The organism is Bradyrhizobium sp. PMVTL-01, assembly GCF_051861855.1.
In the GTDB taxonomy this organism is placed as follows: domain Bacteria; phylum Pseudomonadota; class Alphaproteobacteria; order Rhizobiales; family Xanthobacteraceae; genus Bradyrhizobium.
Window position 1 is genome coordinate 8,494,030 of sequence record NZ_CP193982.1, and the last position, 12,273, is coordinate 8,506,302.

At 63.6% G+C, this 12,273-nt stretch carries 14 protein-coding genes; 6 read left to right on the plus strand and 8 right to left on the minus strand.

Features of this window, described 5'->3' with window-relative positions; genetic code table 11:
• Positions 1-12 precede the first annotated feature (12 nt).
• The 4 genes from ACRQ5Q_RS40850 to ACRQ5Q_RS40865 form a co-directional block, all read right to left on the minus strand.
• A complete protein-coding gene (locus tag ACRQ5Q_RS40850; protein WP_439372073.1) occupies positions 13-357 on the minus strand; it encodes an SRPBCC family protein in 345 nt (114 codons plus the stop codon).
• Positions 357-809 (minus strand): ArsR/SmtB family transcription factor, encoded by a 453-nt coding sequence (locus tag ACRQ5Q_RS40855; protein ID WP_439372074.1) that lies wholly within the window; start codon positions 807-809, stop codon positions 357-359. The genes ACRQ5Q_RS40850 and ACRQ5Q_RS40855 overlap by 1 nt, the downstream gene beginning before the upstream one ends.
• 99 nt (positions 810-908) lie before the next feature.
• Positions 909-1,184 carry a DUF3551 domain-containing protein gene (locus ACRQ5Q_RS40860; protein WP_439372076.1) on the minus strand — a complete coding sequence of 92 codons (276 nt, stop codon included), beginning with the start codon at positions 1,182-1,184 and terminating at the stop codon, positions 909-911.
• Between the two features lie 150 nt (positions 1,185-1,334).
• Complete coding sequence (locus tag ACRQ5Q_RS40865; protein WP_439372077.1) at positions 1,335-2,309, minus strand: Bug family tripartite tricarboxylate transporter substrate binding protein; 975 nt, start codon at positions 2,307-2,309, stop codon at positions 1,335-1,337.
• A 141-nt stretch (positions 2,310-2,450) separates the two neighbouring features.
• On the opposite strand from ACRQ5Q_RS40865, the gene ACRQ5Q_RS40870 reads away from it, so the two are divergent.
• Together ACRQ5Q_RS40870 and ACRQ5Q_RS40875 are read left to right on the plus strand one after the other, a co-directional pair.
• Positions 2,451-2,861, plus strand: a complete 411-nt coding sequence (locus ACRQ5Q_RS40870) for a VOC family protein (protein ID WP_439395436.1) — start codon at positions 2,451-2,453, stop codon at positions 2,859-2,861.
• Between the two features lie 235 nt (positions 2,862-3,096).
• The gene (locus tag ACRQ5Q_RS40875) at positions 3,097-4,677 is read left to right on the plus strand and encodes an AMP-binding protein (protein WP_439372080.1); all 1,581 of its coding nucleotides are present in this window, start codon (positions 3,097-3,099) and stop codon (positions 4,675-4,677) included.
• A gap of 61 nt (positions 4,678-4,738) precedes the next feature.
• On the opposite strand, the gene ACRQ5Q_RS40880 is transcribed toward ACRQ5Q_RS40875, so the two are convergent.
• Positions 4,739-5,833 (minus strand): HD-GYP domain-containing protein, encoded by a 1,095-nt coding sequence (locus tag ACRQ5Q_RS40880; protein ID WP_439372081.1) that lies wholly within the window; start codon positions 5,831-5,833, stop codon positions 4,739-4,741.
• 310 nt (positions 5,834-6,143) lie between these two features.
• On the opposite strand from ACRQ5Q_RS40880, the gene ACRQ5Q_RS40885 reads away from it, so the two are divergent.
• The 3 genes from ACRQ5Q_RS40885 to ACRQ5Q_RS40895 all read left to right on the plus strand — a co-directional run bounded on the left by ACRQ5Q_RS40885 (position 6,144) and on the right by ACRQ5Q_RS40895 (position 8,092).
• Entirely contained in the window at positions 6,144-6,908 is a 765-nt protein-coding gene (locus ACRQ5Q_RS40885; protein ID WP_439372083.1) for an alpha/beta fold hydrolase, read from the plus strand.
• A gap of 18 nt (positions 6,909-6,926) precedes the next feature.
• Complete coding sequence (locus tag ACRQ5Q_RS40890; protein ID WP_439372084.1) at positions 6,927-7,262, plus strand: hypothetical protein; 336 nt, start codon at positions 6,927-6,929, stop codon at positions 7,260-7,262.
• Positions 7,263-7,420: 158 nt separating this feature from the next.
• Positions 7,421-8,092 (plus strand): dienelactone hydrolase family protein, encoded by a 672-nt coding sequence (locus ACRQ5Q_RS40895; RefSeq protein ID WP_439399956.1) that lies wholly within the window; start codon positions 7,421-7,423, stop codon positions 8,090-8,092.
• A gap of 129 nt (positions 8,093-8,221) precedes the next feature.
• Here ACRQ5Q_RS40895 and ACRQ5Q_RS40900 read toward each other — a convergent pair whose 3' ends face one another.
• The 3 genes from ACRQ5Q_RS40900 to ACRQ5Q_RS40910 form a co-directional block, all read right to left on the minus strand.
• Entirely contained in the window at positions 8,222-8,956 is a 735-nt protein-coding gene (locus tag ACRQ5Q_RS40900; RefSeq protein ID WP_439395438.1) for a polysaccharide biosynthesis/export family protein, read from the minus strand.
• Positions 8,957-9,209: 253 nt separating this feature from the next.
• Positions 9,210-9,866 (minus strand): peptide-methionine (S)-S-oxide reductase MsrA, encoded by a 657-nt coding sequence (gene msrA, locus ACRQ5Q_RS40905; protein WP_439395440.1) that lies wholly within the window; start codon positions 9,864-9,866, stop codon positions 9,210-9,212.
• A gap of 177 nt (positions 9,867-10,043) precedes the next feature.
• On the minus strand, positions 10,044-10,361 hold the full coding sequence (locus ACRQ5Q_RS40910; RefSeq protein ID WP_439372090.1) for a hypothetical protein: 318 nt from the start codon (positions 10,359-10,361) through the stop codon (positions 10,044-10,046).
• A 363-nt stretch (positions 10,362-10,724) separates the two neighbouring features.
• Here ACRQ5Q_RS40910 and rpsT point away from each other — a divergent pair, with 363 nt between their 5' ends.
• A complete protein-coding gene (gene rpsT, locus ACRQ5Q_RS40915) occupies positions 10,725-10,991 on the plus strand; it encodes a 30S ribosomal protein S20 (protein WP_439372092.1) in 267 nt (88 codons plus the stop codon).
• Positions 10,992-12,273: the final 1,282 nt, after the last annotated feature.

A 12,273-nucleotide genomic window follows, 5' to 3' on the forward strand; every position in this document is an offset into this window, starting at 1 on the left:
CTCCTTTGGAATTCAGGCGACGAAAGCATCCAGCTTGTCGAGGAACGAGCTCCAGCCGCGCAGGTGATTGTCGCGCGCGGTCTCGTCGGCGAACTGGGCGTGATGGAACACCATCAGGGTACCTGCACTGTCCGGCTTGAACGAGATCGTGACCAGCGATTCGCGCTCCGGCGTCGAGTGCCAGGCCCAGGTGAAGACGAGGCGCTCGTTCTGCACCACCTCGCGATAGGTGCCGCCGGCCTCGAAATATTCGCCGTCGTCGCGAACGAAGCTGATGCGAAAGCGGCCGCCGGTGCGGACGTCGAGCTCGGCTTGCAGCGTCGCCGGCTTCGTGTTCGGCGGCCCGAACCACTGCACTAGCTGCTCGGCTTGCGTCCAGGCGGCGTAGACCTTTTCCGGCCGCGCACGGAGCCGGCGCGTGAGCGTGAGGCTCGGGCGTTCCGCGGGTCGCTCGGCGGCATTGACGGCGGTGTTGACCATCTCTCTTTCTCCACGAAGGCCGCAAGACGATCGAATTTGTCGGACCAGAATTGAGCGTAGCCATAGAGCCAGTTCATCGCCTGCTCCATCGGCTGCGCGGTGAGTCGGCAGGAGACCGTGCGTCCGACCTTCTCGCGCACGATCAGCCCGGCATCCGTGAGCACGTCGAGATGCTTCATGATCGCCGGAAGCGACACCGGAAACGGCGCAGCCAACTCGCTCACCGACAGGCTGTCCGCTTCGCCGAGGCGCGCGAGCAATGCGCGCCGCGTCGGGTCGGATAGCGCCGCAAAGGTCCGGTCCAGCGCCTCGTCTCTATACTTAACCATGTGGTTTAGTATAAGCGCGCGCGAAAATGCGTCAAGGCGGAACCCGCCGGCGCGGGTCCGCACGACTGCGTGATCAGGCGGCGCTCGTCCGAAACGACATCAGTACGGCGCGACGGGCCGTGGGCGCCGGGGTGGGCGAGGCGGCGGCACCTGCTGGCCGTAGGCAAAGAGAGGATTGGGGCCGCAATACAGCAAGCGGCCGGAAACGCTGGCCAGGCACTGCTCATAGGTGCTGTAGGCGCATTCGCCGGGGTAATCATATTCACCGCCCTGGGCGCACCAGGGATATTCGCGGGCAGCGGCGGGCGTGACAGTGACAACGCCGGCAAGGATCGCCGCACCCAACGACAGCAGCGCCAATTGCGTCCTGCGCATGATCCCAACTCCTTTGCTCACGGCGCGAGCTACGCGCCATCTATCATCAGGTTTCGCCGCAGCGTTTTATTCCAGATCGACAAAGCAACGCTCACAAGAAAAAAGCCCTGCCAAACGGCAGGGCTCCAATTTCCGGTCATCACAAGTTAGCTATTCGACCTTCAGGCCGGCGAACTCGACCACCTTCTTCCACTTCTCGGTCTCGGCCTTGATCTCCTCGCCGAACGCCTCCGGCGTCTGCACCCGCGGCTCGCCGCCGAGCTCGACCAGGCGCTTGGTCATGTCGGGCTCCTTCATCAGCGTGTTGATCTCGCTGTTGAGCTTGACGATGATCTCCTTCGGCGTGTTCTTCGGCGCGCCCATGCCGAACAGCGCGCTGGCCTCGTAGTCCTTCACGGTCTCGGCGATCGCCTGCACGTCGGGTAGCTGCGGCGAGCGCTCTGCGGTGGTGACGCCGATCGCGCGCAGCGAGCCGGAGCGGATGTGCTGGATGATCGAGGGCATGTTGTCGAAGATCACCTGCACCTGGCCGCCGAGCATGTCGGTGATCGCGGGCGCCGCGCCACGATAGGGCACGTGCTGCATCTTGCAGCCGGTCATGGCCATGAACATCTCGCCGGAGAGGTGCACCGAGGTGCCGTTGCCGGACGAGGCCATGTTCACCTTGCCGGGATTGGCCTTCACATATTCGATGAACTCGGCGACGTTCTTGGCCGGCACGTCCTTGTTGACGGTCATCACGTTCGGCACGCGCTGGAACGAGGCGACCGGCGCGATGTCGCGCACGAAGTTGAACTTGAGATTGCTGTACAGCGAGGCGTTGATGAAGTTGGCCGGATTGACCAACTGCAGCGTGTAGCCGTCGGGCTCGGCATTCACGACCGATTCGGTGCCGATGTTGTTGCCGGCGCCCGGCTTGTTCTCGATCACGAATTGCTGGCCGAGCTTTTCCGACAGCCGTTGTCCGATCAGCCGTGCCAGGATGTCGGTGGCGCCGCCCGGCGGATAGCCGACCACCCATTTCACGGGACGGGCCGGATAATCGGCGGCAAGCGCCTTCGACAGCGGGCTGGCTGCAAGAGGCGTGGCGGCAAGCAGGCCCAGCGCGGTACGGCGAGTGATCATCTCAAGGATTCTCCCAGTGTTGTTCTTGAAGGGCCGTTGTTCTTGAAAGCCGGATCTCTTGAAAGCGGCGGCCGCGCGGTTGTAACAAAGCTTGCTGCGGGCGGATAGTGCGCAGGGCGCATCACGACGAAAGGATAAGGCATGCCGGTCAAGGTCGAAGCCCTCGATCATCTCGTGATCAACGTCGCCGATGTCGCGGTGACCGCGGAGTGGTACCGCAGGATTCTCGGCATGGAAGTCAAGATGTTCGACCCCGGCGGCGGCAAAGCGCCGCGGACTTCCCTTCATTTCGGTAACCAGAAGATCAACGTCCGGCCGTGCGATGCCGACAAGGTCGAGTGGTTCACCGCGGAACACCAGCCGGCCGGCAGCGAGGATCTCTGTTTCCTCACCTCTTCCGCTCCGGACGAGGTGGTGGCGCATTTGAAGGCCCAGGGCGTCGCGATCGAGGAAGGCCCGGGCCCAAGACAGGGCGCCCGCGGCACGCTGCGCTCGGTCTATTGCCGGGATCCCGACGGGAGTCTGATCGAGATCTCGTCCTACGAGGACTGAGGCCGGTAGGGCCACCCCTGCCTGCCTCAACGACCGTCATTGCGAGCGAAGCGAAGCAATCCAGACTGTCTCCGCGGAAGCAGTCTGGATTGGTTCGTCGCAAGAGCTCCTCGCAATGACGGCGGAAAGGGCTCGGCCCTTTCCCCCGGATTTGCGCCCCGCGTCATCCAATGGCAGGAAGACGCAATAATCTAAGGGCAGCCGCTAGCAAGATGCAGGCTGCAGGGAGGTCGCCATGCCTGTTCAACACACCGCATCCGGAATCGTGGGTCCGTTCGACGGGCTCGACGTTCCCTGGCTCTTGAGGATGCGCGCCGAGGTCCGGCGTGATCATCCGTTCCTGATCTGGGCGCCGTTCGACGCGCCGGCCCGGCGCTGGAGCTATGGCGAGTTTCACGAGCGGGTCGGCGGACTCGCTGCGGGGCTGACCAAGCGCGGCGTGAAGCCCGGCGAATATGTGCTCATTCATCTCGACAATTGCATCGAGGCGCTGCTGGCCTGGTTTGCCTGCGTCGAGCTCGGCGCCATCGCGGTCACCACCAACACGCGCTCGGCGCCGGCGGAGATCGCGTATTTCGCCGATCATTGCGGCGCAGTCGCCGCGATCACCCAGCCGGCCTATGCAGAGCTCGTCGCGCAGAACTGCCCTAATATCCGCTGGCTGGCGGTGACGTCGCACGATGCCGGCGCGGCACCGGCGCGAGCGGTCTCGCGCGGCGACAGCTTTGAAGCCCTGTTCGCCGACGGTGCCAACCGTCCCAAGCGCGCGACCGATCCGCTGGCACCGTGCAGCGTGCAGTACACCTCAGGTACGACGTCGCGACCGAAGGCAGTATTATGGACCCATGCCAACGCGCTGTGGGGCGCCAAGATCAACGCCGCACACGAAGACCTTCACGCCGGCGACGTGCACCAGACTTACTTGCCGCTGTTCCACACCAATGCGCTGGCCTACTCCATGCTGGCGACGCTGTGGGTCGGGGCAACCTGCGTGATCCAGCCGCGCTTCTCCGCGAGCCGGTTCTGGAGCGTCGCGCGGGAGCACGGCGCGACCTGGACATCGACCATTCCGTTCTGCATGAAGGCGCTGCTCGAGCAGGAGATCCCGAAGGACCATAAATTCCGCCTGTGGGGCACCGCGATCAACGAGCCGGCAGCCTTTGCGGCGTTCGGCGTCAAGATGATCGGCTGGTGGGGCATGACCGAGACCATCACCCACGGCATCGTCGGCGAGGTCGACCAGCCCAATATACCGATGTCGATCGGCCGCGCGGCGCCCGAATATCAGATCCGCATCACCGACGATGACGGACGGCCGACCGAGGTCGGCGATACCGGCAATCTCGCGATCAAGGGTATCCCCGGCCTGTCCTTGTTTGCCGAATATCTGCACAACGAGAAAGCCACGCGCGAGAGCTTCGACGAGCACGGCTTCTTCCTCACCGGCGACCGCGTCGAGCGGCTGGAAAACGGCTTCATCAAGTTCGGCGACCGCGCCAAGGACATGCTGAAGGTGGGCGGCGAGAACGTTGCGGCCTCCGAGATCGAGCAGGTGATCGCGCTGGTGCCGGGCGTGCGAGAAGCGGCGGTGGTGGCGAAGAAGCACCCGATGCTGGACGAGGTGCCGGTCGTCTTCATCATCCCGCATGGCGGCGTCGCCGGGGCTCCGCCCGACCTGCAGGAACGCGTGATGGCGGCGTGCCGCAAGGGCCTCGCCGACTTCAAGCTGCCGCGCGAGATCAGGCTCGTCGACGACATGCCGCGCTCGACGCTGGAGAAGGTGGCGAAGGCGGAGCTCAGGAAGATGGTCGAGTGACTTCACCCTCCCCTGGAGGAGGAGAGTAAGCAGGCCGCGCGCCTTAACTACGATACCGAAATCAGAACGACCCCAGCGCCACCGGGCGGAACGCCTGCAGCAGCTGCTGGTCGAGCTTGCCGCCCATGCCTTCCATCATGGTGAAGGCACGCGAATGGGTGAAGGGCATGCGATAGGCGCGCTTCTCCACCAGGGCGGCGTAGATGTCGACGATGGTCGTCAGCCGCACGATGTCGCTGATCTGGTTCGACGACAGGCCGTTCGGATAGCCCGAGCCGTCGAGGAATTCGTGGTGATGCAGCACGACGTCGAGCATCTCCGGCGGGAAGCCGCCCTGGGCCGCGAGCGCGTCGTAGCCGCGGCGCGGATGCTGGCGAACCTCGGCCATCTCCTCGTCGGTGAGCTTGCCTGGCTTGTCGAGCAGCACCGAGGGAACGAAGGCCTTGCCGACGTCATGCAGCAGCGCGGCACGAGTGAGGCGGCGCTGGTCATCCTCGCGCATGCCGAGATGCTGGGCGAAGGCGACCGCAAAGCCGGTGACGAACAGGCAGTGGCGATAACTGCCGACATGGTGGCAACCCACCGTCGTGAGCCATTCGCGCAGCGAGGAGTGCTTGATCGCCTTCAGGATCTTGCTCTCGGCGGCGACGACGTCGTCGAAGGTCAGGGGCACGCCGAGCGGCAGCTTCTCGAATATTTTTGCCAGCACCGCGTGCGCCGCTTCGACCCCGCGGTTGAGCGTCTTGCCGCGATCGGTCGCGTCATAGGTGGCGGTGTCGGGAAACGCGGCGCGGATGCGCTGCAGGATGGCGTCGGGCTGCAGCGGACGCGAGATCGTGTCCGTGGCGCCCAGCGCCCAGGCCTGCATGGTGCCGTGATGCAGGGCGTCGGCAAGCACGAACAGCCGCGGCATCGAGCGATAGGCATCGCCGCGCAGCTTGTTACGCACCCGCTGCACGCTCTCGGGCGAGCGCAGGTTGATGTCGACGACGAGACCGGAGAGATCGCGCGACGGCTGCTCGGGGATGTCCTGCGTGGTCACCGTCGAGACGTCGCCGACCGCCTTCAAAATGCTGGCGAGCTCGGTGCTCTCGTCGCTCCGGTCGGAAGCGAGCAGAAGCCGGCGTTTGGCTGCGGTTTTGGCTGGCGCGTTCATGGCTTCCCCAAAGGCACGGGACGGGATTAAGCCGTCAGCCTAAGCCGGATCAGGTTCTTCGGGCCTTAAGATGCGTGCTCAATGGAACCCTTCGGTATTGGAAGCAATTTTACGAAGTCGGGGTTCCCGGAAGGAACCATGAACCTCGAAAACAACCCCATGCACAGTAGGACGGCCATTGTAAATGCTGGGCTTTTCGAGCGCCGACGCGAGGGGCATCGAGACACATCGGGCTCATGCGCAAGAGCGTCTCGCGCGACCGAAATCATCCCGGCTAGAATGAACGATAAACAAGAAAGGGCGGAAAACCATGCCAAGGGTCGATCGGGACGGCGTCGGAATCTACTATGAGGTTCACGGCGAGGGCCCGCCCCTGCTGCTCACCCACGGGTACTCCTCGACCTCGGCGATGTGGCATGGCCAGGTCGATGCGCTCGCGAGAGATCACAAGGTGATCCTGTGGGACATGCGCGGCCACGGCCAGTCCGATTATCCTGATGATCCCAACGCCTACAGCGAAGCGCTCACGGTCGGCGACATGGCGGCGATACTCGATGCCGTCGGTACCGAGCGCGCCATCATCGGCGGCCTGTCGCTCGGCGGTTACATGTCGCTCGCCTTCTATCGCGCCCATCCGCAACGCGCCCGGGCGCTCTTGATCATCGACACTGGCCCGGGCTTCAGGAAGGACGACGCGCGCGAAGCCTGGAACGCTCGCGCGCTCGCGACCGCCGACAGTCTCGACCGCGAAGGCCTCGACGTGCTGAAGACGGCGACGCGCGAGCGCGCCACTGCGAGCCATCGCAATGCCAAGGGACTCGCTCTGGCCGCGCGCGGCATGCTGACCCAGCGCGACGCCCGCGTCATCGAGCTGCTGCCCGATATCGAGGTGCCCAGCCTGATCGTGGTCGGGGCCGATGACACGCCGTTCCTCGCCGCGTCCGACTACATGGCCGCGAAAATCCCCGGCGCGCAAAAGGTCGTGATCCCCGCCGCCGGACACGCCGTCAACATCGATCAGCCCCAAGCTTTTGTTGACGCGGTCGCGCCTTTCCTGAAGAACTTGCCGGGATAGGCCAGAAGGATTTGCGCAATGAAGCGGGCGATGGTGGTTGTGGGCGCCGTGTTGCTGTCGATGTCTGCGCAGGCCGAGCCGTTCGGTGCCGTGGCGCCGCGCCAGCCTTTCGTCACGACATTGTCGAACAACACGCCGCTCGCCTTCGGCATGGATGCCGAGCAGACCGCGCGCGCCCTCGGACAGCCGTTGCGATATGTGCGCGGGCGTCCGGGCAACGAGATCTACCTCGCGCTGCGCAATCTCGGCGGCAGCGGATTGATCCCCTACCGCCATCGGCTGTTCCTCCAATTCCGCCACGGACGGTTGGCGGGATGGAAGGAGGACTACGGCGAGAACTGGATGTGGGAGTAGGTGCTGCCCTCATCCTGGGGAGCTTGCGCAGCCAGCGTCTCGAAGGATGACGGTCCCGCTGCTGGATCTCGGCCCTTCATCCTTCGAGACGCGCGCAAGGGCGCGCTCCTCGGGATGAGGGAGAGAGTGGATTGAACACCAAGCAAAGGACGACCCGCGTGGGACAAGACATCAGACTGACGGCTTCCGACAATTTCCAGCTTGGTGCCTATCGCGCCGATCCCGCAGGCGCACCCAAGGGCGCGGTCGTGGTGATCCAGGAGATTTTTGGCGTCAACCATCACATCCGCTCGGTCTGCGATCGTCTCGCCAAGGAAGGCTATGTCGCGATCGCGCCGTCGATCTTCGACCGCACCACGCCGAACTTCCAGTCGGGCTATACCCCCGACGAGATCGCGGAAGCGCGCAAGTTCGTCGCCAATCCCGACTGGGCCGCGATGCTGCGCGACACCCAGGCCGCGATCGATGCGGTGAAGAGCATCGGCCCCGTGGGCATCATCGGCTTCTGTCTCGGCGGCAGCATCGCCTTTGTCGCGGCGACGCGATTGACCGGCCTGAAGGCCGCGGTCGGCTATTATGGCGGCGCGGTCGTGCGCTTCGCCGACGAGACGCCGAAGGTGCCGACGCAGCTGCATTTCGGCGAGAAGGATGCCGGCATTTCGCTGACCGATGTCGAGACCATCAAGACCAAGCGGCCGGACGTCGAGGTCTTCATCTATCCCGGCGCGCAGCACGGCTTCCATTGCGACGAACGGCCGAGCTACGACAAGGCCAGCGCCGACATCGCCTGGCCGCGCAGCATGGAATTCTTCGCGAAGCATTTGAAATAGCGCGCTCCTCCGTCATTCCGGGATACGCCGCAAGGCGCAGGCCCGAAATCCATACTTCCGATCGTGGTTATGGATTCCGGGCTCGCGACTTCGTCGCGCCCCGGAATGACGTGGAGAGCTCGGCTGCAACTAGAACCAGCGCTCGCCGACGAACACGGTGTCGCCAGGCGCCAAGGGCGTGCCGAGCGGCACCACCGCGCGCATGGCGCCGCCGTTCTCGCTGTGCGTCACGGTGACCACGTCGCGCTTGGCGCGCGGCGAGAAGCCGCCGGCAATCGCAACGGCGCTTTCGACGGTCATGTTCGGTACATAGGGATATTGGCCCGGTGCGGAGACTTCGCCGAGGATGAAGAACGGGCGATAGGTGTCGATCTCGACGGCGACCGAGGGTTCGCGGATGTAGCCATTGCGCAGGCGCGCGGCGATCTCGCCGGCCAGTCCTGCGGTGGTGCGGCCACGCGCGGGCACCGCGCCGATCAGCGGCATGGTGATGGAGCCGCCGGCATCGATGGCGTAGCTGTTCGTGAGGCCTTCCTGGCCGTAGACCACGACGCGGAGCTTGTCGCCGGCGTCGAGATGATAGGACGCGTCGTAGTGCACCGGTGCCGCCATCGGCGCGGCGTAACCGACCGGCATGGGCGCAGGCGCGGAGGCAAAGGAATTGCGCAGGGCGCTGATGGCGCCGCCACCATCGGCGACGACAACCGGCTGCGGAGCGCCATAGGCCATCGCGTCGAGATCGGGACGGGGCTGCACCATCGCAACGGGGCCGGCGGTCTGCATGCAGCCGCCCAGGGCAAGCGCGGCGGACGCTGCCAGGGACGCTGCCGAGATCGACCATCGAAACGCGCGTGCAACCGGCACCGGACCTGTCCCTCGAAACGAGCTGGCTCCAGTGATGCACCGGTTATGGTTAATAAAGGGTTGAGGGGACCTGAGGTGCGACCGTGCCTACTACGCAGACGGTGCGCTCCCTCTCCCGCTTGCGCGAAAGGGCTGGGGAGAGGGTGTTTCCACACAAGAGAGAGAGCCCTCTCCCGCATTGCATCTTGCGACGCAATGCGACCTCCCCCGCAAGCGGTGCAGCGAGCGCGGAGCAAGCTTCTGCGACTTACGACTACACGCGCACGCCCACACCGATCGGACAGGACACGCCGGTGCCCCCCAAGCCGCAATAGCCGGCGGGATTCTTCGCCAGATATTGCTGATGATAGTCTTCGGCGAAATAGAACTCACCGGCGGGCGCGATCTCGGTGGTGATGGCGCCGAGACCTTTTGCGGCAAGCGCCTTCTGATAGAGCGCCTTCGACTCGTCGGCCGACTTCTTCTGCGCATCCGAGCAAGTGTAGATCGCGCTTCGGTACTGCGTGCCGACGTCGTTGCCCTGGCGCATGCCCTGCGTCGGGTTGTGACTCTCCCAGAAGGTCTTCAACAGGCGCTCGTAAGGGATCTTGTTCGGATCGAACACGACCAGCACCACTTCGGTGTGGCCGGTGCGTCCCGAACAAGTCTCTTCATAGGTCGGGTTCGGCGTGTGGCCGCCGGCATAGCCGACGGCGGTGGTGTAGATGCCATCGCCGAGTTCCCAGAACTTGCGCTCGGCGCCCCAGAAGCAGCCGAGCCCAAATACCGCCTGCTCGAGACCGGCGGGATAGGGCGGCTTCAATTTGCTCCCGTTGACGAAATGAGTAGTCGCGGTCGGGATGGCTTGCGCACGGCCGGGCAGCGCTTCAGCTGCGCTCGGCAATGCGGTGGTCTTGCGCATGAACAGCATGATCGGACCTCCGAAACGAGCTGTGCGTCGCTCGAGCCAGATGCTCAGGCGGCGTGCTCGCGATCAGGTGGGAATATAGGTGTTTACGCACGAAGGGGCAGCGTTGTTACGCCGTGCCCCCTGAGGTGCTTGGTCCCGGCCAGAATTGAAGGATCAATCCGGGCGGGATTTGAAAGATCAATCCCGGGAATAGCCGATCAACGGCTTGCGTGGCCGGAACAGGACCATCAGCAGGATGCCGAGAATGCCGAGGACGGCGAAGACCGGCTGGTCCAGCACGAGGCGGACCACCGAGGTCCAGAGCCAGGGCGCCTTGGCCTCGACCCAGGTCCGAAAGGCGGTCTGGCTCGCCTGGTTGATGTCGTTCCAGAACTGGCCGAACCGGGTGAACCGCAGGGTCTGGTCGGCGACCCAGCGGGCGCCGTCATAGACCACGAAGATGAACCCGCCGGCGAGCAGCAACAGCCCAATCAGTCGGAAAAAGCCGCGGATCATGCCTCACCCTCTACGGTCGTCGAACCGGACGAGCCTCTGGAAATGCCGCCAGCCAATAGCCGGGGGACGGCAGAAATTCAACCTCTTCAGGGCGTTACGGCCCCCGTCCGGCCCGCCTGAGGCCGGGTTTTCCAGCCCGGAAAGCGTTGACGGTGCCCCAGACCCTCTCTATAAGGGCGCCAACTGGCGGCGGGCGCAATCCTGCCGCCGCTGTTCTTTGAGCAGTTGCAGGCTGTTTAGGCCTCATGTTCCAGGAACGGCCCAGCAACCGAACACCCTAAATCCGAGCGTCGATTCCGCGGTCAAGCAAGCCGGCGCTACCCGACCAAGACGCGACCGGTACCCGCAAAGGACATTGAGACCATGGCCAATACCACTTCCGCCAAGAAAGCGACGCGCAAGATCGCCCGCCGCACCGCCGTCAACAAGTCGCGCCGCACCCAGATGCGCGGCGCCGTGCGCAATGTCGAGGAAGCCATCAAGACCGGCGATCGCGACGCCGCCGTGAAGGCGTTGGCGACTGCCGAGCCCGCCCTGATGCGGGCCGCCCAGCGCAACATCATTCACAAGAACAACGCCAGCCGCAAAGTCTCGCGCCTCACCGCGCAAATCGCCAAGCTCGCCAAGTAAATTTGCAAGTAAATTTGCAGGTAAATTTGCAGGTAAACTTGCAAGCACGCTCGCAAGTGAGCTCACGTCATCATCTGATCGATTGATCCGATCAGCACGACAAAGTGCCCGGCATCGCGCCGGGCTTTTTTGTTGCCTGTCATATTCACGCGAGCAGGCACCCGCCTATTTTCATCGTGCGCACCATGATGCCTTCGGCAATTCTACCTTCGGGTGTTTTTGCAACAGCGGAAACTTTCACCGCGTTGCGAAAAACCCCTGCGGCGCGGGGCTAAGATGAACTCCCGCGCGGAAAAGTTCTGCACACCGTAGATTCACCGGGATGCTGCCACAGGTGGAGTTACCCTCTGAAATGAGACTCAAAAAACGATGTCTCGCTAATTACTTATCGACATAGCTGCGACAAGCATTTGGAAAATTCGCTCGCGCCTCGGATGCGTGACGCTTTTGTAAATATTTTTTGGCGGTGGCGGAGAAATTGTCACACCAGGCGCCGCATCTTCGATTCTGTGCACGAATCCAAAAACTTGCTTCAGAGCCTGTGTACAAGTCGCGTGGTGCGTTAACCGAGGTCAAGATTTTTGATGCCTCAAGTGTGAATCAATTTCGTTGCGAGTCTTTCCCCATGGTGTATTCCTTAAGTCGTTCGCAGCGCCCACGATCTTGAGACCAGCGCGGTATCGGAAACGGGGCGAGCGTGCAAATCGGCGGCGGTGAGCACGTTGGCGACGCTTCAACAAGCGATTGTCGGTACAAAACCCACAGCAATGTGGGAACGGTAGTTTTTTGTCTGAATGTCTCCAAGCGGGATCTCAAATATCCCGCTCGCGCCAGGCGCACCGAGAGGCATCTTGCAGCTACCCCGACATTCGTGATGGCGAAGCCGAGCGGCGACTAGTGCAGACGGGCAGGACATCCGCGACAGGAGTACGGCGCGGTTGTCTTTTACGCAGGACCTTGCCGTGAGCGATTACGGCAGGACGGGGAGGTATCATGTCCTACGGATTCAATGCGGTATTGATTCAAATTCCATCGTTCGACGATGCCGTTTCCGATCCGTCCTGCGTCCAGCCTCCTACATGCACGGGCGCGTCGAGTACGCGCTGACCTCGCGACCCCTCCATCAAGGACATCGCTGATCTGACCCGCGGCGCTTCGCGCCGAACGGTCGAGCCATGCCCGACGATGGACTCGCTTGAGGTCGCGTCATTCCAGGGATTTCGGCAGGACCCTGCATGGCGCTCACCGATTCAATCTGAGCTCTCAAGAGAAGTTTTTGACG